Source organism: Rhizobium sp. 3T7 (assembly GCF_020166565.1).
Taxonomy (GTDB): Bacteria; Pseudomonadota; Alphaproteobacteria; order Rhizobiales; family Rhizobiaceae; genus Rhizobium.
Window position 1 is genome coordinate 402,902 of record NZ_JAIQXS010000003.1, and the last position, 20,269, is coordinate 423,170.

At 60.0% G+C, this 20,269-nt stretch carries 20 protein-coding genes and 1 tRNA gene; 10 read left to right on the forward strand and 11 right to left on the reverse strand.

Annotated features, from left to right (window positions below; all coding sequences use genetic code 11):
* Positions 1-126 precede the first annotated feature (126 nt).
* Entirely contained in the window at positions 127-987 is an 861-nt protein-coding gene (gene dapD, locus K9B32_RS07200) for a 2,3,4,5-tetrahydropyridine-2,6-dicarboxylate N-succinyltransferase (protein WP_224561265.1), read from the reverse strand.
* 192 nt (positions 988-1,179) lie between these two features.
* Here dapD and K9B32_RS07205 point away from each other — a divergent pair, with 192 nt between their 5' ends.
* A complete protein-coding gene (locus tag K9B32_RS07205) occupies positions 1,180-2,046 on the forward strand; it encodes an LOG family protein (RefSeq protein ID WP_007802046.1) in 867 nt (288 codons plus the stop codon).
* Between the two features lie 95 nt (positions 2,047-2,141).
* On the opposite strand, the gene K9B32_RS07210 is transcribed toward K9B32_RS07205, so the two are convergent.
* Positions 2,142-2,780 carry an EF-hand domain-containing protein gene (locus tag K9B32_RS07210; RefSeq protein ID WP_224561266.1) on the reverse strand — a complete coding sequence of 213 codons (639 nt, stop codon included), beginning with the start codon at positions 2,778-2,780 and terminating at the stop codon, positions 2,142-2,144.
* A gap of 108 nt (positions 2,781-2,888) precedes the next feature.
* A complete protein-coding gene (locus tag K9B32_RS07215) occupies positions 2,889-3,596 on the reverse strand; it encodes a pyrimidine 5'-nucleotidase (protein WP_224561267.1) in 708 nt (235 codons plus the stop codon).
* 101 nt (positions 3,597-3,697) lie between these two features.
* Between K9B32_RS07215 and K9B32_RS07220 the strand changes: the two genes are divergently transcribed.
* Positions 3,698-4,777: a bifunctional transcriptional activator/DNA repair enzyme AdaA gene (locus K9B32_RS07220; RefSeq protein WP_224561303.1), complete on the forward strand. Its 1,080-nt coding sequence runs from the start codon at positions 3,698-3,700 to the stop codon at positions 4,775-4,777.
* Positions 4,774-5,547, forward strand: coding sequence for an isocitrate lyase/phosphoenolpyruvate mutase family protein (locus tag K9B32_RS07225; RefSeq protein ID WP_224561268.1), 774 nt, complete (start codon positions 4,774-4,776; stop codon positions 5,545-5,547). Before K9B32_RS07220 ends, K9B32_RS07225 begins: the two co-directional genes overlap by 4 nt.
* A gap of 59 nt (positions 5,548-5,606) precedes the next feature.
* Here the strand turns inward: K9B32_RS07225 and argB are convergent, their stop codons facing one another.
* Positions 5,607-6,494 (reverse strand): acetylglutamate kinase, encoded by an 888-nt coding sequence (argB, locus tag K9B32_RS07230; RefSeq protein ID WP_007529633.1) that lies wholly within the window; start codon positions 6,492-6,494, stop codon positions 5,607-5,609.
* A 132-nt stretch (positions 6,495-6,626) separates the two neighbouring features.
* Between argB and K9B32_RS07235 the strand changes: the two genes are divergently transcribed.
* From K9B32_RS07235 to K9B32_RS07245, 3 genes are all read left to right on the forward strand, one after another.
* Positions 6,627-7,166, forward strand: coding sequence for a sigma-70 family RNA polymerase sigma factor (locus K9B32_RS07235; RefSeq protein WP_224561269.1), 540 nt, complete (start codon positions 6,627-6,629; stop codon positions 7,164-7,166).
* Positions 7,163-7,882 (forward strand): anti-sigma factor domain-containing protein, encoded by a 720-nt coding sequence (locus K9B32_RS07240; RefSeq protein WP_224561270.1) that lies wholly within the window; start codon positions 7,163-7,165, stop codon positions 7,880-7,882. The genes K9B32_RS07235 and K9B32_RS07240 overlap by 4 nt, the downstream gene beginning before the upstream one ends.
* A gap of 117 nt (positions 7,883-7,999) precedes the next feature.
* Complete coding sequence (locus tag K9B32_RS07245; RefSeq protein ID WP_224561271.1) at positions 8,000-8,557, forward strand: fasciclin domain-containing protein; 558 nt, start codon at positions 8,000-8,002, stop codon at positions 8,555-8,557.
* Positions 8,558-8,609: 52 nt separating this feature from the next.
* On the opposite strand, the gene yihA is transcribed toward K9B32_RS07245, so the two are convergent.
* The 4 genes from yihA to rpmH all read right to left on the reverse strand — a co-directional run bounded on the left by yihA (position 8,610) and on the right by rpmH (position 11,753).
* On the reverse strand, positions 8,610-9,269 hold the full coding sequence (yihA, locus tag K9B32_RS07250) for a ribosome biogenesis GTP-binding protein YihA/YsxC (RefSeq protein WP_224561272.1): 660 nt from the start codon (positions 9,267-9,269) through the stop codon (positions 8,610-8,612).
* A 138-nt stretch (positions 9,270-9,407) separates the two neighbouring features.
* Positions 9,408-11,195, reverse strand: coding sequence for a membrane protein insertase YidC (gene yidC, locus K9B32_RS07255; RefSeq protein WP_224561273.1), 1,788 nt, complete (start codon positions 11,193-11,195; stop codon positions 9,408-9,410).
* Entirely contained in the window at positions 11,195-11,596 is a 402-nt protein-coding gene (gene rnpA, locus K9B32_RS07260; protein WP_224561274.1) for a ribonuclease P protein component, read from the reverse strand. The genes yidC and rnpA overlap by 1 nt, the downstream gene beginning before the upstream one ends.
* A 22-nt stretch (positions 11,597-11,618) precedes the next feature.
* Positions 11,619-11,753, reverse strand: coding sequence for a 50S ribosomal protein L34 (rpmH, locus tag K9B32_RS07265; protein WP_016552555.1), 135 nt, complete (start codon positions 11,751-11,753; stop codon positions 11,619-11,621).
* Between the two features lie 444 nt (positions 11,754-12,197).
* Here rpmH and K9B32_RS07270 point away from each other — a divergent pair, with 444 nt between their 5' ends.
* The 4 genes from K9B32_RS07270 to K9B32_RS07285 all read left to right on the forward strand — a co-directional run bounded on the left by K9B32_RS07270 (position 12,198) and on the right by K9B32_RS07285 (position 16,555).
* Complete coding sequence (locus tag K9B32_RS07270) at positions 12,198-14,198, forward strand: methyl-accepting chemotaxis protein (protein WP_224561275.1); 2,001 nt, start codon at positions 12,198-12,200, stop codon at positions 14,196-14,198.
* 150 nt (positions 14,199-14,348) lie between these two features.
* Entirely contained in the window at positions 14,349-15,872 is a 1,524-nt protein-coding gene (locus K9B32_RS07275; protein WP_224561276.1) for a sensor histidine kinase, read from the forward strand.
* A 123-nt stretch (positions 15,873-15,995) separates the two neighbouring features.
* A tRNA-Arg gene (locus K9B32_RS07280) sits at positions 15,996-16,072 on the forward strand.
* 135 nt (positions 16,073-16,207) lie between these two features.
* Positions 16,208-16,555 (forward strand): hypothetical protein, encoded by a 348-nt coding sequence (locus K9B32_RS07285; protein WP_318013315.1) that lies wholly within the window; start codon positions 16,208-16,210, stop codon positions 16,553-16,555.
* Positions 16,556-16,885: 330 nt separating this feature from the next.
* Here K9B32_RS07285 and K9B32_RS07290 read toward each other — a convergent pair whose 3' ends face one another.
* The 3 genes from K9B32_RS07290 to K9B32_RS07300 all read right to left on the reverse strand — a co-directional run bounded on the left by K9B32_RS07290 (position 16,886) and on the right by K9B32_RS07300 (position 20,222).
* Complete coding sequence (locus K9B32_RS07290) at positions 16,886-17,896, reverse strand: D-cysteine desulfhydrase family protein (RefSeq protein ID WP_224561277.1); 1,011 nt, start codon at positions 17,894-17,896, stop codon at positions 16,886-16,888.
* Positions 17,897-18,156: 260 nt separating this feature from the next.
* Entirely contained in the window at positions 18,157-19,350 is a 1,194-nt protein-coding gene (locus K9B32_RS07295; RefSeq protein ID WP_224561278.1) for a succinylglutamate desuccinylase/aspartoacylase family protein, read from the reverse strand.
* 401 nt (positions 19,351-19,751) lie between these two features.
* The gene (locus tag K9B32_RS07300; protein WP_224561279.1) at positions 19,752-20,222 is read right to left on the reverse strand and encodes an aminoacyl-tRNA deacylase; all 471 of its coding nucleotides are present in this window, start codon (positions 20,220-20,222) and stop codon (positions 19,752-19,754) included.
* Positions 20,223-20,269: the final 47 nt, after the last annotated feature.

The following is a 20,269-nucleotide window of genomic DNA, read 5'->3' on the forward strand; positions in this document are numbered from 1 at the left end:
AAAAGGCAAGGCGGCGATACCGCCTTGTTGAAATGTGCCGTCATTTTGCCGGATCAAGTCCGACTGTCAGCGTTCGGGCCGCGCGTATCGCCCGAGACACGCAGGCCGCTGGAACCTCAAGATTTATCAGTCGCGTAGCAGTTCGTTGATGCCGGTCTTCGAGCGGGTCTTTTCGTCGACGCGCTTGACGATGACGGCGCAGTAGAGGTGCGGTGCCGGCTGGCCGTTGGCCATGCTGGCATTGCCCGATGGCATCGAGCCGGCGACAACCACGGAGTAGGGCGGCACTTCGCCGTACATGACCTCGCCGGTGGCGCGATCGACGATCTTGGTCGATTTGCCGATATAGACGCCCATGCCGAGAACCGAGCCCTCGCGGATGATGCAGCCTTCAACGACTTCCGAACGAGCGCCGATGAAGCAGTTGTCTTCGATGATCGTCGGGCCAGCCTGCATCGGCTCCAGAACGCCGCCGATGCCGACGCCGCCCGAGAGATGCACATGCTTGCCGATCTGGGCGCAGGAGCCGACAGTCGCCCAGGTATCGACCATCGTGCCTTCGTCGACGAAGGCGCCGAGGTTGACGAAGGACGGCATCAATACGACGTTCTTGGCGATGTAGGCGGAGCGGCGCACGACGCAGTTCGGAACGGCGCGGAAGCCGGCGGCGCGATATTGGTTTTCGCCCCACCTCTCGAACTTGGACGGCACCTTGTCCCACCAGGTCGAATTGCCCGAACCACCCTTGACGACTTCCATGTCATTCAGGCGGAACGAGAGAAGCACGGCCTTCTTCAGCCACTGATTGACCTTCCAGGCGCCGTCGCTGCCACGCTCGGCAACGCGCGCCTTACCGCCGTCGAGAAGTTCGAGTGCTGCTTCGACCGCGTCGCGAACCTCGCCCTTCGTCGACGTATTGACGTTGTCGCGGTTGTCGAAGGCCGCTTCGATGGTCTTTTCGAGGGAAGAAAGGTCGGTGGCGCTCATGGGAATTCCTTAAACTTCGGTCTCTATCGTGGAGACCGAAGCCTCCGGGAATTGTGATTGGCGGGATGCGATCTGCTCTATCGCATGCAAGGGTAAAATGGAATGATTTTTCGGGGCATAGTAATTCTCCCGATTCAAGCATGAAACGACATACCGGCAGCGTTTGCCGGCTGTACTGAAAGGCATTTAGACATGGCAAAGGCAAGAAACGGCAGGCTGCGGCGCAAGGACGGCGTCTGGGACCCGCTGAAGACGAGCGCAACCGACAAGCACCGCGCAGAAGCTGTGCCGAAAACGCCGCAAACGCTGTCGCCGTCCTACCGCCTTGCCTATGTCGACGAAGAGTTTCTGTGTCGCGAGGAACTGCGGCCGATCCGGCTGCAACTCGAATTGCTGAAAGTCGAGATGATGCTGGCTGAACGCGGCATCCGGTCGACGGTCGTGATGTTTGGCGGCGCCCGCATTCCCGCTCCGGGCCAAAGCGCCTGGGCGGCACGCAACGAGGTGCAGCGCGCCAACCTTGAGGCGGCATCGGTCTACTACGACGAGGCGCGCAAGTTTGCTCGGCTATGCTCGAAATATTCGGCCGGCTTCGATTTTCGTGAATATGTGATCGTCACCGGCGGTGGCCCTGGTGTCATGGAAGCCGGCAATCGCGGCGCGGCCGACGAGGGCGCGCCCTCGATCGGCCTCAACATCGTGCTCCCGCACGAACAGGCGCCGAACGTCTACGTGACACCGGAGCTGAGCTTCAATTTCCATTATTTCGCGATCCGCAAGATGCACTTCATGGTGCGCGCTAAGGCAATCGCTGTCTTTCCCGGCGGCTTCGGCACTCTCGACGAATTCTTCGAGTGCCTGACGCTGATTCAGACCGGCCGCATGGAAAAGATGCCGCTCATCCTGTTCGGTGAAAAGTTCTGGAGGAGCATCGTCAATTTCGAGGCGCTTGCGGAGTTCGGAACGATCGCGCCGGACGATGTCGATCTGATCAGCTTCGTCGACACTGCCGATGCAGCGTGGAAGATCATCGAGGATTTTTACGAGCGGCACGAATAGGAAGCCCGCCGAGGGTGAACTGACCCCCGAAGGTTGTTGTCCAATTTTCGGGGGGCAGTTCAGGGTGGCGGGCTTCGGTCTCGGTAAGTGCTTGCTTACGGGAACGGGCGATCCGGCATGTCGTCGAGCGAGATCACGCCGTCCTTGTTGCGGTCCATCCAGGTGAAGAACTTGTCGAACGCGGCTTCGGCTTCCTCCTTGGAAATCTGGCCGTTCTCGTCGGTGTCGAAGCGTTGCATCATCATCATGCCTCGCATCATCCCGCCATGCATGCCACGGCGATCCGGTCGGCCGTCGGGGCTGGGTTGCGGTGGGGCTGGCTGGGCGTCGTCGGCATCCGGCGGCGGCGCCATCGGCGTAGCATCGTCATCCGTGGCGTCATCGGCGGGGGCTTTCGCCTTGGCGATCTGGGCTTCGCGGTATTTGCGGATTTCGCCCGGCGTCAGCGAGCCGTCCTTGTCGGTATCGATGGCAACGAAGATTGCCTCCATGCCGTCCTTGACTTCCTGCTTGGAAATCTGGCCGTCCTTGTTCGTGTCGAACTGCTTTAGCATGCGAACGAAGACGACTTCACGGATCGCGCCCATGCGCGGTCCCATCATCATGCCCATGCCGTGTTGCGGGCGAGGCGGATGATGCTTCTTGTCGTGAGACGCAGCAAAGCTGGTGCCGGCTGCGGCACCGACGATCATGACGGAGGAGAGTGCGGCCAGTATCAGCTTGTTCCGAGACATTTCAGCTCCTTTCAATGTGCAATCGCATGGGATCGCAGACGAAAGGGTAGGGCCGATGTGGCAAATCGCCCAATTAAAGATCGGTAAGCTGGATGAAACTTTAGTAATCTAGCCGGCAATCTTCGCAAGAAAATCAGTGAGATCGTCGGTCACGAAGTCGATGTGATCATCCTCGCCGCTGGTCTTTTCCCACCATTCGACAACCGTATCCTCGAGATTGTTAGGTACCAGCAGGACAGTCTGCATGCCAAGCGTTTTTGGAACCTTGAGATTGCGGGGCAGGTCCTCGAACATCGCCGCTTTGCCGGTCTCGATCCGCTTCAGTGCCGCGAACTTGTCATAGGTCGCCTGCGCCGGCTTCGGCACGAAGTCCGCCGCCACGATGTCGAAAATATCGTCGAAATGCTCGAGGATGCCGAGCGCACCGGCCGCCATCTCGGCATGCTTGACGCTGCCATTGGTGAAGATGAACTTGCGACCCGGCAGGGCCTTGATGGCCGCGCCCAGTTCGGGCTGCGCCGTCAGGCTCGAATAGTCGATCGCATGCGCCTTCTCGAGAAAGTCGTTCGGATCGACGCCGTGGTGAATCATCAGACCCTGCAGGGTCGTTCCGTGATCGAGATAGTATTGTTTCTGCAGCTTGCGTGCCTCGTCCCGCTCCATCTGCAGCAGAGTCGAGACGTAGGCCGTCATGTTCTTGTCGATCTGCGCGAACAGATTGACATGATGCGGGTAGAGCGTGTTGTCGAGGTCGAAAACCCACTCGGTCACATGTGAGAAGTCTGCCTTGGTCGGCGCGCGATCTATCTTGGTCATGGGGGCGTTATGGCACGGCTTCCCGGGCAAGGAAATCGGCAAGAAAAAATAGACGCCCGATTTGCGGCGGACGCGGCGCGGAAGGGATGGTAAAACGCCTCATGCTCTTTGATCTGCCCAATGACGACGCGCTGTACGATGCGCTGATTGACCGCAGCCCGGCCTATGAGGGCCTTGCCTATGTCTGCGTCAAAACAACGGGTATTTTCTGCCGGCTGACTTGCCCCGCTCGCAAGCCGAAGCGGGAAAATACGCTGTTCTACGATTCTATCGCCACCTGCATGCAATCTGGCTTCCGGCCGTGCCAACGGTGCCGGCCGCTGGAAGAGGCAGGCAGGGAGCCGATCGTCGACCAACTCCTCACGGTGCTCGACCGTGATCCCGCAGCGCGATGGACAGAGGACCATCTGATCGCGCACGGCTACGATCCCTCGACCGTGCGGCGGGCTTTCAAGCGATCCCTCGGCATGACCTTTCTCGATATCGCCCGCTATCGCCGTCTTGGCGAGGCGGCAAAGCAACTGGCGAATGGCGCCCGTGTCATCGATGCTCAGATCGAGGCAGGATTTGAATCGGGCAGCGGCTTCCGCGCCGCGTTTCAGCGGCTGATCGGTAAAGCGCCTGCGATGTCGCAGAACCGCGATCTCTTGTTTGCCGACTGGTTCGAAACGCCGCTCGGCCCCATGGTTGCGGTGGCCGACCAGACGCATCTGCATCTTCTCGAATTCCACGACCGCAAGGCGCTGCCGGCCGAGCTGGAGAAGCTACAGCGCAAGACACGCTCCACGGTCGCAGCCGGCCGCACATCGGCGATTGATCAAATCGGCGCCGAGCTGAAAGCCTATTTCGATGGCAGGTCCGCAACGTTCCGGACGCCGCTCGCGTTGGGTTTCGGTACGGCCTTCGAATGCGAGATCTGGTCGAAGCTGATGCACATACCCATCGGTGAGACACGCGCTTACAGGGACATTGCGCGCAGCATGGAAAACCCGCAAGTGGTGCGCGCCGTCGGCCGCGCCAATGGGGCGAACCAGTTGGCGATTGTCATCCCCTGCCACCGGCTGACAGGCGTTGACGGGTCACTGACCGGCTATGGCGGCGGGCTCTGGCGCAAGCAATGGCTTTTGCGACACGAAAATGAGATGAAGACCAAGGGATTGTTTGTGGAGGAGATCCAATGAATCAGGCTGAGAAGGCAAAGGCGTTCGGCGCGCTCCATCAAAAGGGCAATCCTGTTGTTCTTTACAACATATGGGACGCAGGAACGGCGAAAGCCGTGACCGAGGCCGGCGCCAAGGCGCTGGCAACAGGAAGCTGGTCGGTTGCCGCAGCACAAGGTTATGGGGATGGTGAGAGGATTCCGCTGGATGCGCTGGTAGCAACGGTTCGCCAGATTACGGCAGTCAACGACCTGCCTCTCTCCGTCGACTTCGAAGGGGCGTATTCGACCAATCCGGCCGGGGCAGCCGCCAATGTCGCCAAGCTGATCGACGTGGGCGCCATCGGCATCAACTTCGAAGATCAGGTGGTGGGCGGCGAAGGGCTGCACCCGGTCGAGAAACAGGCAACCCGCATCCGGGCCATTCGCGAGATGGCTGATGCGAGGGGCATACCCTTTTTCATCAATGCGCGCACCGATCTGTTCTTGCGCGAAGGTGATCTCTCCAAGCATGCAGATCTGGTCGACGAAGCGATCGAGCGCGGCAAGGTTTACGCCGCAGCTGGTGCAAATGGCTTCTTTGTGCCTTGGCTGATTGACGAGGGCCTGATCGAGAAAATCTGCGCCGCGTCAAACCTGCCGGTTAACATCATGATGAGACCGGGTGCGCCGGACGTGAGGACGCTCGCAAGACTTGGCGTCAGCCGCATCAGCTACGGACCGGGACCCCACCGGGCGATGATGGAAAAGCTGAAAGAGGCAGCCGCGGCGGTCTATGCCGCCGCGGGCTAAAGCAATTCCAGGAAAAGTGTAAAGGGCTTTCCGTCCGGGATTGCGTAAAAGAAAAAGGCTCAGGGAACGATCAGCGTTCCCGCGCCATGCTCTGTGAAGATCTCGAGCAGCACGGAATGGGCGGTCTTGCCGTTCAGGATGACGACGCCCTGCACCCCTGCCTTGATCGCATCGATGCAGGTTTCGACTTTCGGGATCATGCCGCCGGAAATCGTTCCGTCAGCGATCAGCGCGTGCGCCTGCGCGACGGAAAGTTCCTTGATCAGGTTGCCCTGCTTGTCGAGAACGCCGGGAACATCCGTCAGGAAGAGTAGGCGGGTGGCGTTCAGCGCACCGGCGATCGCCCCAGCAAAGGTGTCGGCATTGATGTTGTAGGTCGCGCCGTCGCGACCGGGAGCGACCGGAGCGATAACAGGGATCATCTCTGAGCGGGCGAGCAGGTCAAGTAGCGTGCGGTCGACTTCGACGACCTCGCCGACGAAGCCGAGGTCGAGGACACGCTCGATGTTAGAATCCGGATCCTTGACCTTTTTCTGCGCTTTTTCGGCAAAGACCATGTTGCCGTCCTTGCCGCAAAGACCGATCGCCCATTCGCCCGTCTGGTTGATGAGCGCGACGATTTCCTTGTTGATCGAGCCGGCCAGAACCATTTCGACGATCTCGACCGTCTTGGCGTCGGTGACGCGCAGGCCGCCTTCGAATTTCGATTCGATGCCCATCTTCGTCAGCATCGCGCCGATCTGCGGGCCGCCGCCGTGAACGACGATCGGGTTGACGCCGGATTGCTTCAACAGCGCGATGTCGCTTGCGAAGGCCTTCCCGAGCTCGGGATTGCCCATGGCATGGCCGCCGTACTTCACGACGATCGTCTTGTTTTCGTAGCGCTGCATGAAGGGCAGCGCTTGCGCAAGGAGGCGTGCCTGAGTTTCGCTTTCGGACTGGTTCATGGGATACCCCGCAGAATTGATCGCGGCCTTTTATCTCAAGTTTTTGACAGAGGGAATAATCTAGAGACCATTAGTTTTCCGTATGTGTTGGCGAGCGGGTTCGAGGGGCGGGCGTTTGGCAAGAGGCATGGGATGACCAGCGACGAAATCGCACGTTTGATAAGCCTCGTTGCGATCGGCGATCGCAAGGCCTTTGCCGCGCTCTATCGTGAGACGAGTCCGAAACTCTTCTCCATCTGCCTGCGTATTTTGAAAGACAGGACGGACGCTGAGGAATCGCTGCAGGAAGTCTACGTCAAGATCTGGCAGCGCGCCGGCGTGTTTGCCGCGGGCTCCGGGGCGCCATCGTCCTGGCTGGCGGCAATTGCGCGCAACCAGGCAATCGACATCATTCGTGCGCGCAAGCCGATTGCCGACGAATTGGACAGTGCCTACGACCTCGCGGACGACGATCCTTCCCCCGAGATACAGACTGTGATCAAGGATGAGGGAAGGCGCATTGACACCTGCATGGAAGAGTTGGAAGCTGATCGGGCGGTGGCAGTGAAGAGAGCCTACGTCGAAGGACAAAGCTATCAGGAACTGGCCGATCAGTTTGGCGTCCCTTTGAACACGATGCGCACATGGCTGCGTCGCAGCCTCTTGAAACTGAGAGAGTGCATGGAACGATGACATCGCCGGATCAGAGCAAGGGAGGCCGCTCCCGCGACGAGGTACTCGCCGGTGAGTATGTTCTTGGTGTTCTTTCCTTCAAGGATCGACGGGTTGTGGAGGAGCGCATGCGCCGCGATAGACAGTTCGCCGCTATCGTCAGCCGATGGGAAACCAACCTCTCCGCTTTCAACGATGATTATGACATCGTCAGCCCCAGTCAGGAAACGTTTAAGCAGATCGAAGCGCGGCTGTTCGGCACGCCGGAAGCTGCCCCGACGCCGGCGCGCGGTCTGTGGGGTTCCATCGTCTTCTGGCGCTGTCTTGCGCTCGTCTCGCTGCTGATTACGGTGGGGGCGCTGACGATTGCCACCGTCGTCGTCGCTCCGTCGCAGACGTCCGCGCCGCTTTTGGCCGAGCTGACCGCCTCCAACAGCCAGGTCAACCTCTTGGCCTCCTATGAGCGGCAGAGCGGAAAACTAAAGATTGTACCCGTCGCTATCGGCAACCCTGAAGAGAAGTCGCTGGAGCTTTGGCTCGTTCCGGCAAGCGGCGCGCCAAGATCGCTTGGCGTGTTTCCTCCGGATCAGGCCGGCGAGTTGGTCATACCCGCTGATATGCGCGGTAGCATAAACGAGGGCGCGGCCCTCGCCGTCAGCCTCGAACCTTTCGGCGGCTCGCCGACCGGGCAGGTCACGGGGCCGATCGTGGCGAGCGGCACGACGCATCGCCGCTAATGTTTTTTCAACAAGCGCGCTGAAACTCTTCCTGCGAGCCTTCCGTAGATCTTCATGTCCGCAACGGAACGCCGGCATTCGGCCGGTCTTGTGCGCGGACGTTAGAGGAGAACAATCATGATGAAGTCCGCACTGCGCTTGAGTGTGCTTGCTGCTGCCGTTTCCGCATTTGCTTTGGCTGCGCAGGCCAAGAACCCGATGGTCGGCGGCGCTGCCATGTATCCGACGAAGAACATCGTCGAAAATGCAGTGAACTCCAAAGACCACACGACGCTGGTTGCTGCCGTCAAGGCGGCCGGTCTGGTCTCGACGCTTGAGGGCAAGGGACCATTCACGGTCTTTGCGCCGACCAATGAAGCTTTCGCAGCACTGCCGGCCGGTACGGTCGATACGCTGCTGAAGCCGGAGAACAAGGCGACGCTGACCAAGATCCTGACTTGCCACGTCGTCGCAGCCGACGCAATGTCGAAGGCCGTCGCCAAGATGATCAAGGATGACGGTGGCGAACACGACATCAAGACCATAGGTGGCTGCGTGCTCAAGGCCAAGGAAAGCATGGGCAAGATCACGTTGACCGACGAGAACGGCGACGTCGCCGACGTCACTATTGCCGACGTCAAGCAGTCGAACGGCGTGATTCACGTGGTCGACAAGGTACTGCTGCCAAAGATGTAATCGAGTGAGACAGTTCGGGGTAGCGCCCTTGGCATTGGGGCGCGCCCCTCTTTCATTTCCAGTTGGCGATGCCGACCGTTTGCGCGATTGCCTCGCGCAGGTCATCGAGCCCTTCGCTCTTTTCCGATGACGTGGCAATGATCCCGGGATAAGCGGCCGGCCGCTTCTTGATCTTTTCCGTCGTCTCCGCGAGCAGCTTGGTCACGGCCGGTGGCTTGATCTTGTCCGTCTTGGTCAGAACGATCTGGTAGGAGACGGCCGCCTTGTCGAGCAGATCGAGAACCTCATCGTCGTTCTTCTTTACCCCGTGGCGGCTGTCGATCAGCACGTAGACGCGCTTCAGCGTCGCCCGCCCGCGCAGGTAATCGAAGACGAGCTTCGTCCAGGCATCGACCTGGTCTTTCGGCGCCTGCGCATAGCCGTAGCCCGGCATGTCGACCAGTGCCATCGGCGGCAGGTCGCCGCCTTCACCCGAGTAACCCTCCGGCACGAAGTAGTTGAGCTCCTGCGTGCGCCCCGGCGTGTTGGAGGTGCGTGCCAGCCCCTTGTGGCTGACGAGCGCATTGATCAGCGACGACTTGCCGACATTCGAGCGACCGGCAAAGGCCACTTCCAGCGGTCCTTCCGGCGGCAGGAATTTCAGGGACGGCACGCCGCGGATGAAAGTCCAGGGGCGTCCGAAGAGCGGCTTGTCGTTCTTGCTGTCGGTCATTCGGCCTTTTCCAGTCCAATCCAGTGTGCCTATGGCATTCAGGTTTCGGGCGATTTTGTCAACCGCCACGCCGGCAGTCGCCCAGATGCGGCGGCCACGCCGGCAGAAATGAAAAGCCCCGCCGAAGCGGGGCTATAATCATTTCTCTGTTGGAGCCGGCTTTCGTTTGAATAGCCCCTTCAGATTGTCGAAGAGCTCGATCTTCACGCCGTGCCGCTTCATGATCACCGACTGCTGAAGCACTGAAAGCGTATTGTTCCAGGCCCAGTAGATGACCAGACCGGCCGGGAAGCTCGCCAGCATGAAGGTGAAGACCAGCGGCATCCAGTTGAAGATCATCGCCTGCGTCGGGTCCGGCGGTGTCGGGTTCATGCGCATTTGCACGAACATCGTGACGCCCATGATCAGCGGCCAGATGCCGAGATGCAGCAAGGTTGGCGCTTCGAACGGCAGAAGGCCGAAAAGGTTGATGAACGAGGTCGGATCGGGTGCGGAGAGATCCTGGATCCAGCCGAAGAACGGCGCATGGCGCATCTCGATGGTGATGTAGATCACCTTGTAGAGCGCGAAGAACACGGGAATCTGCAGCAGGATCGGCCAGCAACCGGCAATCGGGTTGATCTTTTCGTCCTTGTAGAGCTGCATGGTCGCCTGCTGCAGCGCCATGCGGTCGTCGCCAAACTTGCTCTTCAACTCCTCCATCTTTGGCTGCACGCGCTTCATGTTCGCCATCGAAGCGTACTGCTTGCTGGCAAGCGGGAAGAACAGCGCCTTGACGACGATCGTGGTAAGCAGGATCGCAACGCCGAAGTTGCCGAAGTAGCGGAAGAAGAAGTCCATCAACCTGAACATCGGCTTCGTCAGGAAGTAGAACCAGCCCCAGTCGATCAACCGGTCGAACTTCGGGATCGAATAGGTCTTCTCGTAGCCGTCGATAACAGGAACTTCCTTGGCGCCGGCAAAGACGAGGTTCTTGAGCTCGAGCGACTGGCCCGGTGCAACGGTAACCGCGTTCTGCTTGTAGTCGGCCTGGAAGCGCGGCTGGCCATCGGTGAAGTGGGTGAAGCGCGCATCGTAGGGCGTCTGCTGCGGTGGAATGATCGTCGCTGCCCAATATTTGTCGGTGATACCGAGCCAGCCGCCGGTTGCCGTTTCCGGCGTCACGGCTTCCTTCTCGACGGCTGCATACTTGCTCTCGATCAGGCTATCGCCGATCACGCCGATGAAGCCTTCGTGCAGTACGTAGGTCGAGGCGACCGCCGGCTTGTTGTAGCGCGTGACACGGCCATAGGAGGACAATGCAGCGGCGGCTTGGCCAGCATTGGTGATCTTGTCGGTGACGGTGAACATGTAGTGCTCGTCGACCGAGATCGTACGGGCAAAGGTGATGCCCTTTTCGTTCGTATAGGTGAGAGTAACCGGCGTCTTCTCCGTCAGCTTGGCACCTTCCGGTGCCGTCCAGACGGTTGAGGGGCCGGGAACAGAGCCGGTGGCGGCGTCACCGATGTAGCCGAGTTCGGCGAAGTAGCCATCCTTGGTTTCGGAAGGGCTAAAGAGCGTGATGATCGGGCTCGAGTCGTCGACCGTCTCGTGGTAGCCCTTGAGCTTCAGGTCGTCGAGGCGTGCGCCGACTAGGTTGATCGAGCCTGCGAGTGCTGCCGTATCGATCACGACGCGCGGGTTCTTGGCAAGTGCGTCGATCAGGGAGGTCGTCGTGGTTGCCGAAGGGGCTGCGCCATCGGGCTGAGCCGTACTCGCTCCACCGGCGGTCGGGGTCTGCACCTGTTCGGTCTTCTGCTGCGCCTTTTGAGCGAGTTCTGCCTTGCGCTGCGCTTCGATGCGCGGATTCATATAGAGGAATTGCCACCCGAGAACGATCAGCACGGAAAGAGCGATCGCAATGAAGTAGTTGCGGTTGTTTTGCATCATACGTTCCTGGGGCGGCCGTCTCCGGACCGCTTGTGTTTCGGCTTGGTCTCGACGCGAGTTTTGAGCTCTGCGGCTAATTCTTTGAAGGATGCTTTCAGCACGTCCCTTCGCGCGACAACCACATAGTCGTGTCCGGGCTGCATTGCAAACCCTGCATGAAGTCGCACCGCCTCTTTCAGGCGCCGCCGCATGCGGTTTCGCTCGACTGCATTGCCGTGTTTCTTGGTGACGGTGAAGCCGACACGGGCTTCTGTCTCGGGTTCCTTCCGGTCGAGGACCTCAAGCAGGAAGAAACCGCCCTTGCGTTTTTCGCCTTGGCGGACAGCAAGAAACTGCGGGCGGCTTTTCAGCCGCCCGGCAGTCATTTTCTCATTATTGGTCGTCAATTCGCCCGCCATCTCTTATCGGGCAACTCCGGCCTTAGGCCGAAAGACGCTTGCGGCCGCGTGCGCGGCGAGCAACGATAACCTTACGGCCGCCCTTGGTGGCCATACGTGCACGGAAACCGTGGCGGCGCTTGCGAACAAGCTTGGATGGTTGGTAGGTACGCTTCATTTATTTAAACACCGCGGAGTGCGGCCCTTCTTGAATTTGCATATTGCAAGGAGCGTTGTTTTTCGAACGGGCGAGGCCAACGAGAGCCTTAAATGACCGGACGTGCGGCGGCTTATACGGATGAAGGCCGCCAAAGTCAATTATTGCCCGGAATTTCCCGATTTCGGTGCTGCGATACAAGATTTAGCGAAGCGCATTAATGTTTGTGACAAGCGACAAGCCATGCGCTTGCGTAATATTTTTCTCAGATCTCAACTATTGCGCGCATTTTGCCGATAGCCAGACGCCTCGCGCGCAAAAAATAAAACGGCGACGACTAAGTACAGGTAATTTTTTGTAGTGATGCGGCCAAGCATACGAAAGCTAACATTAATTTATTTCGGCCAAATTTAGCTATCGGCCGGAATGCTTTCCCGGCTTGTGATTAGTCTTGGGGGGCTTCCTTTGAAAATTCGCGGTAAGATCAATCTGCTTGTCTCCGCCATGTGCGGCGTTGCACTGCTGATCGGGGCAACGGCACTTTGGGCTGTGCGTCAATACGAAGAGAATCTGTCGGCGTACGGAGATGCATCCGATCGCGCTTACGCCGGCGAGCGCCTTAACCGCTTCGTGACGGCAACGGTGATGGAGGCCCGCGGGATTTATAACGCGCAGTCGACAAAGGAGGCCGCAAACTTTGCCAAGGGACTGCTGTCCGATCTCGATCAGATCGACAAGGTAATCGCCTCCTGGGCTCCGCTGGTTCCGGAAAGCCAGAAGGATACCTTCGTGAAAATGACCGAGCGCGCAAAGGAATTCCGGACATTCCGCGCCGAAACAGCACGTCTCGGCACTGAAGTGAGCCCCCAGGCCGCGAACGAGCAGGGTAACAACGACGCCAACCGTGCTAACCGCAAGGCTTTCCAGGCGGAGATCGATGCGATCGTCGCCACCGACAAGGCGACACTGGACGCCGTCAATGCGCAGGTCGAAAGCTCGCGCACCTCTGTTTTGTGGCTGGTGATTGCGATCACTGGCGTCGGCATCGTGGCCGGCGTCGGCATGGGCTTCTATATCGGCACCATTCAGCTCAGCCGTCCGATCAAGAAGGTCACAGACGCGATTAAGGAAGTCGCCGATGGCAACTTTGACGCCGAAGTGCCTTTCGCTGGCCGCCAGGATGAAATCGGCGAGATGGCTGCCGCCGTCGCCGTCTTCAAGGAGAATGGTCTCGCCGTTCGCCGCATGAATGCGCAGGAAGCCGCCATGCGTGCCAAGAGCGACGATCTGCAGTCCAGCATGTCCGTTGTCGTTGCATCCGCGGCTGCGGGCGATTTCAGCCGCCGCATCGAAAAGGACTATGGCGATGAAAACCTCAACCAGTTCGCCAGCAATATCAACCATCTGCTTTCCAGCATCGATGCCGGTATCGGCGAAACGCGCCGGGTGATCGCAAGCCTGGCGGAAGGAGACCTGACGCAGACGATGCGCGGCAGCTTCCAAGGTGCCTTCGCCGAACTGCAGCAAAACGTCAACAGCACCTTCGCGACCCTGCAGACGACGATGCGCGAGGTCCGCGAAACGGCTGAAGGCTTCCACGGCAACACCAACGAATTGCGCGCCGCCAGCGACGACCTTTCCAAGCGTACCGAGCAGCAGGCCGCCGCCCTCGAACAGACTTCGGCTGCTCTCGACGAGATCACTGCGGTGGTCAACAATTCGACCGAGCGCGCTCAGGAAGCCAGCGTCATGGTCTCCGAGGCCAAGGACGATGCCGGCAAGTCGGGCGTGGTTGTCCGTAACGCCGTCGACGCCATGGGCCGGATCGAGCAGGCCTCGCGCGAAATCAGCCAGATCATCAACGTTATCGACGAGATTGCCTTCCAGACGAACCTGCTCGCCCTCAATGCCGGAGTTGAAGCCGCGCGTGCCGGCGAGGCAGGCAAGGGCTTTGCCGTCGTCGCCCAGGAGGTCCGTGAGCTGGCGCAGCGCTCGGCGACAGCGGCGAAGGACATCAAAGGTCTGATCACCAAGTCGGGCGACGAAGTGCAGGTCGGTGTGAAGCTGGTGCAGGCAACCGGCGAGGCACTGTCCCAGATCGAACGCCGCGTCAACGCGATCAACGACCACATTCACTCGATTGCGACCGCCGCGAAGGAGCAGTCAACCGGCCTCAAGGAAGTCAACACGGCCGTCAACCAGATGGATCAGGTGACGCAGCAGAACGCCGCCATGGTCGAGGAGACCTCGGCAGCAACGCACAAGCTTTCCGGCGAAGCCGACGGCCTCGTCCGTCTCATCTCGCGTTTCAAGGTCTCGAACGTGCCGGCCGCGGCCCCAGTCGCCGTTGCCCGTCATCAGGAGCACCGGCCAGTGGCCTCTCCGGCCCGTCGTGCCATGGGCACCGTCGCCCGGGCGTTCAGCGGCAATGCCGCCGTCGCCGAGCAGAATTGGGAAGAGTTCTGATCCCCTTCATCTTTTCGACCGATAAACGCCGCCTCCGGGCGGCGTTTTCTTTTGTCGCAAATGGCTTTGCTCGCAAAGATTTGAAAGCGGACCGTCATCGTCTAATATAGAAGGCGCACAGGGCGCTTTGCGCCAAGCGGACGAAAGACTATGCAAGCCCAGGATCAAGGTGACAATCTTCCCCCCGGCGGTGCTGCTGGGACCGAGGCTGACAAGGCGGAACAGAGCCCGCCTGGCAAGTTCGGCGGGCTTTCCGGCAAGCTGCTGTGGCTGACGGTTGTCTGCATCATGCTCGCCGAGGTGCTGATCTTCTTTCCCTCGGTGGCCAGCATGCGCCTGCGATGGCTGGACGAGAGGTTGAATGCCGCGGCTGCGGCCGCGATCGTGATCGACGGCCTGCAGCCGGTCGAACTGCCGCGCGCGCTGCAAAAGGAGACGCTGGAGGCGACCGGCACCAAGGCAATCGTGCTGCGCAAGGAGGGCACCTCTCGCCTGCTTGCCACGACTGACATGCCCACTTCTGTCGATGAGCAATACGACCTGACGGATGTGCCGGCTTTGACGGCGATCAGCGATGCGCTCGATACGATGATTTTCGGCGGCAACCGCCTGATCCGTGTCTATGGCCCGGTGCAGGACACCAATACCGGCGTCGAAGTGGTGATGAAGGACAAGCACCTGCGCAATGCGATGCTTGCGTATTCCCGCAACGTCTTCCTGTTGTCGATCCTGATCTCGCTGTTCACCGCGACGCTGGTATTCTTCGCGATCAACCGCATCCTGATCCGGCCGATTCGCAAGCTGACCGGCAGCATGCAGCAATTCTCCTCGGATCCGGAAAATCTGCACAACGTCTTCGTTGGCGATGGCGGCCGCGATGAGCTCGCGGTGGCCGGCCGGCACCTGACCTCCATGCAGATGGAACTGCAAAAGACGCTGAAGCAGCAGAAGAACCTGGCAGCGCTCGGCCTCGCCGTCTCGAAGATCAACCACGACATGCGCAACATCCTGGCCTCGGCGCAACTGATGTCGGACCGTCTCGTGGATGTCGACGATCCGATGGTGAAGGCCTTCGCGCCAAAGTTGCTGCGCACCATCGACCGCGCGGTCGGCTATACGACCGAGGTGCTGTCCTATGGCCAGGCAAGCGAAGCGGCGCCTCGCAGGCGCCGCATCCGGCTTTATGACCTCACCCAGGACGTGAAGGACATGTTGGCGATCGATGCCCAAAGCGGCATCGAGTTCATCGACCAGATGGCGCCCGAGCTCGAGGTCGACGCGGACAGCGAGCAATTGTTTCGCGTCATCCACAATCTCTGCCGCAACGCCGTAGAGGCGCTGAGTGCCACGGGCGCGGGGCGCGGGTCGGAGGGCGGTAAGCGCATCACCGTCTCGGCCCAGCGCGTCGGTAGCGTCGTCAGCATCATCGTCGACGACACTGGCCCCGGCATGCCGCAGAAGGCCAGACAAAATCTCTTCGCCGCCTTCCGCGGCTCGGCCCGCTCCGGCGGCACGGGCCTCGGCCTAGTGATCGCCCGTGAACTGGTGCTGGCCCACGGTGGCACGATCGCTCTTGTGGAAAAGCCTTCCGTCGGAACGCAGTTCCGCATCGAGATTCCGGACCGCCCGGTATCGCTCGACGACTATCGCAGCCGCGCTCTCCAAGAAAAGTGATGCATTTCTGCGCATTTCCGCTCTGCACCACCAAAGTCGCGATTTTTTCAGAAAGCCTATTGCAATCCCCGAAAGGACCCTTTAGAGAACCGCCCACGCAAGCGGTTCGGCCGCTTCCGGCACGCACCCGTAGCTCAGCTGGATAGAGCACCAGACTACGAATCTGGGGGTCAGGAGTTCGAATCTCTTCGGGTGCGCCATTTTCCACCGCTTCAGAACAGAACTGGGCACTTGGGGTCCGCTATCGCGACCCAAGCAGAAACTTGCGCGTCTTCAGCTGAGCTTACGACAATGACCCTTGTTGGTCGTCGACTACGAGCACGCGAAAATCTCAAATGCGGCGTGAACAGGACGACTGCTGCCTCATTGCCTGGCGCCATCAGCGGGTGGTCGCCCTGTCGGTTGACGGCAATGAGGCAGCCGCAGGTCGCACCGGACCACGCTTTGCCGAGGCATTTCGTCGGGCCGCGGCTGCCGGCTGGCGGCGTACCGTTTATGCTGGCGAGTCGAACGGCCGGGAAGGAGTTCGAGATGCGGTCGAACTATTGGGCGCGGATCGCATCGACCACGGTGTCCGAGCTGTCGAGGACGACCGTGTGGTGGCGCTTCTTGCCGAACGCGGTATCCCCCTGGGCGCCTGCCCCACCTCGAACCTCATGCTCAAGCTTTATCCCTCTATTTAGGCCCATCCCGTCGACCGCCTCCGAAAGGCGGGCGTCAGGGTGTCGGTCAACACCGACGATCCAAGCCTGTTGGCTACAAACCTTCCAAATACGAACTGGCGGCGGCCGCCTTCGGGTGGAGCGACGAGATCATGCGCGACGTTGCTCGAACGTCCATCGACGCGAGTTTTGCCAACGCTGACGTGAAAGCGCATCTGAAGTCCGCAGTGGCCGACTGGCAATCGTAGTGCTGGCTCACAATAGTCACCTCAAGTCGCCCAAGCTGGGTCACCTTACACGGCTGGCAGCGAAAAACGCCCAGGGAGCGCCAGGGCTCTACGGAGGAGGCAACTACAAGGGAGCGTTCTTGGCGTAGATCTCATCGTACGCGAACAACGCTGGCGCACCGCCGGTGTGGATGAAGAGCACCTCATCCGAGGGCTTAAAGGTCCCCGCCTCGATCCGGTTGTAAAGAGCCGCCATCGCCTTCGACGTGTAGACCGGGTCCAAAAGGATGCCCTCGGACTTCGCGCACTGAACGACGGCATTCCTCGAAGGGTCGTTCGGAAGCCCGTAGCCGGGAAGGTACATGCTGTCGTCGAGTTCGATAGCATCCGTGGTTCCAGATTCATGGATCCCGACCAGGGGGGCGACGTCAGAGACTAACTGCTCGATAATAGGACGCTGCATCGCTTTCGACCGTGATATTGTCGCGCCGACAAGCTTCGCCGTCGAGCCGGTGAGTTTGAGTCCGGCAAGCAGCCCCGCATGAGTCCCGCCTGATCCTGACACGACGAAGATGTGGCTAAAGGCCCTTGCGAGTTTCCGTTCCTGTTCCGCGATTTCCAGGGCGCAGGTCACGTAGCCCAGGCAGCCGATCGCGTTCGACCCGCCCAGCGGCACGACATACGGCGAAAGCCCTTTCGCCCGCAACGACGCCGCATGAGCCTCCACCGCGTCGGCGAGCGGGTCGTGGCGTCCGACCTGCACGATCTCCGCACCGACAAGCTTGTCTAGAAGCAGGTTTGCCGAGTTGTGGTAGGTCTCGGAACGGTCGGCAACGTCGTCCTTTAGGACCAAATGGCAAGTCAGGCCAAGCTTGGCGGCGACCGCCGCAGTCAAGCGAGCGTGGTTCGATTGTAAGGCTCCGGACGTGACGACGATGTCGCATCCCTTCGCCAGAGCGTCCCCCATCAGATATTCGAGCTTCCGCAGCTTATTGCCGCCCATGGCGATGCTGCCGAAATCATCCCGCTTGATGGAGATCCGCGGGCCACCGTAAGCGGCGGAGAGCCGGTCGAGCGTCTCGATCGGCGTCGGCCATTGGGACAGTATCTGCCGAGGGTGTGCGTCGAGCTGCATGGGATCGGAACCTCGCTCGGTGTAAAGCAGTGAAATCAGTAGGAAGGTATAGAGTTGTGCAGGGCGCGTATAGCCCGTGACGAGTGGCGAACGCGGTTCGCCTTATCGAGGCAGACTTCAACCGCTCGGTGTGGCCTAGATAAGAAAAGCCCCGAGGCCGTGTCATCCGCTACAGGAAACACGACATCACCGCCGGTTTGAAGCGCGCGATTTGTGATTCTGAACTACTAAGACAGGCGAAGAATCGCTCGCAAGGCGGACTACTCGGGATAGGACTCAATGCCCTCCAGCGTCGGCTTGTGGAAGAGGATGAATACCAGGGGGTTGCCGGGCTCGGACATTGCATCGCTGCGCTGGCCCGTTATCTCTCCGGCCACGCCGCTCGTATACTCCGCGACCACTTCGCCGAAGCTGTTGCGCTGGATGGCCACCTTCTGTCCGGGTTCGACCTTGTCGTTGAGCTTGACTAAATGCTCGACGATGCCGCCCTGGGTTGCCAGGATAGGGAACGCACTGTTGCCGACGAAGACATTCACGTCCTTGCCTGTCCGGCCCATCGGCCCGGCGACGATGCCGTGATGCTTGAGGACGTTCATTGTGCCTTCCACGAACAGTGAGATCATCTCTATGTTCAGAACGCGAGCAGCACCAATCTCCGGTGTAAAGGACGGGATGCCCGCGTCCATGAACGCGTTGTGCAGGACGCCGGGATAGACATGGTTGTCGAAGATCTGGCCGACGGGATAGAGCTCTACCATTGCCTTGACCTCGGGCACATCCATGCCGCCAATATTAAATGCGGTGACTTCGAATCCGGTTGTTCCGGTGTGGAAGTCGATCGCGAAGTCGGCGTTCGGCCGCAGCAGCCGGTTGAACAGCAGCCCGGCGTGTCGGCTGGGCGCGGTGGCACCGTTCTCGTTCCCTGGCCATTCCCGATTCATATCGATCAGATCTAGGCCTCGGCCCTGATTGGGCCACCTGCGCTGCATGCTTTCAATGGCCGGGCGTGCCACGTCGGTGACCGCCATGACCGTGCCCGACATCTGCGCAGGATCGAGCTGGTTCATCACGGTCTGGACCGCGTGAATGTTACTCATTTCGTCGCCATGCACACCACTGGTCAGGACGCCGCGCTTGCCCGGCCTTGCCCCCTTGGCGACCGTCACGGACACGTACCAGTGCTGCCCCGTGGGCATCTGCGCACCCTGAAAATACAGGAGGTGCTTCTGTCCCGGCTCCAGGTCGTTGACGTCGAGCGCGCTGATAACCTTTTTTCCCCGGATAACATCGCCGGTATAGGCCGTTCCTGATGTCGGATGGGCAGCGGGTGTTGCTGCGTCCTGGGCGTTCGCAGCACCCGCGTTGACGGCAAGGGCAGCCGACGCGCCGACCGTGGCAATAGATGCAATCAACAGATCGCGGCGATCGATGCCGTTCTTCGATTTGTCCGACATGATGGAGGCCCTTTGTGATTGAAAAGCTACCTTAAACAACGGCATGCACGTTGGTCGCGAAAATCCCGCGCGACTTCAAACTAGGGTATGCTGCTGAACTGGCAAGGTTGCGTGACTTCTGCCAAGACATGCCGAGCTCGTGAACTTGCGGGGTCGTTCGGCAAGATCCGGAGATAGCGCGCGAAGGAGGCCTGCCGTGTAGACGTCGACGGCGATAACGATCACATGCGAGTTCGCAGTTTCATCTCGTCCGGCGTGCGAGTTATTTCCGGGACCTACCAAGAAACGAGATCGCAGCAAGCGACGCGTCCGGTGTGCGCCTCTTGACGTACCAGCCGGCAGGATTGATCGACTTTTCGGGCGGCATCGAGCCGCGTCAATACAACCCCAGGATCACGATTTTACGGTCGGTGACTGAAGCGGGCGATTTGCGCGTCCTTCATCAGGTTGCGAAAGCTGAGGCCGCTCATATGCACCAGTGTCGTGTGGTCGCCGCCTTCGAAATAGATGTCGCTGGCATTGCCGAGGCTTTCGTCGAGGATCACAGGCACGTTGTAGGCCGATCCGATCGGCGGAACTGCGCCAATGTCGCAATCGGCGAAAAGTGAACTGACTTCATCTTCCGAGGCGAGGCCAAGGCGTCGGTTCATCACATCCTGCAACGTGCTGAGCTCGATCCGGTGTGTGCTGGGAACGACGGCCAGGACGTATCCCATTTCATGATGTACGACGACTGATTTGGCCAGCCGGCTGCCCGGAACATGTGCGGCTTGTGCCGATTGGCTGGTTGTCGCTGTGCGATGATGAGGCACGGTGTCGTAGACGACACCCTCACCGTCGATATAATCCTGAAGTTTCCTTGCGATCGTCATCTGGGCGCCCCCTATATTGCGTGGCGAGGCATGAAAGGTATTCTCCT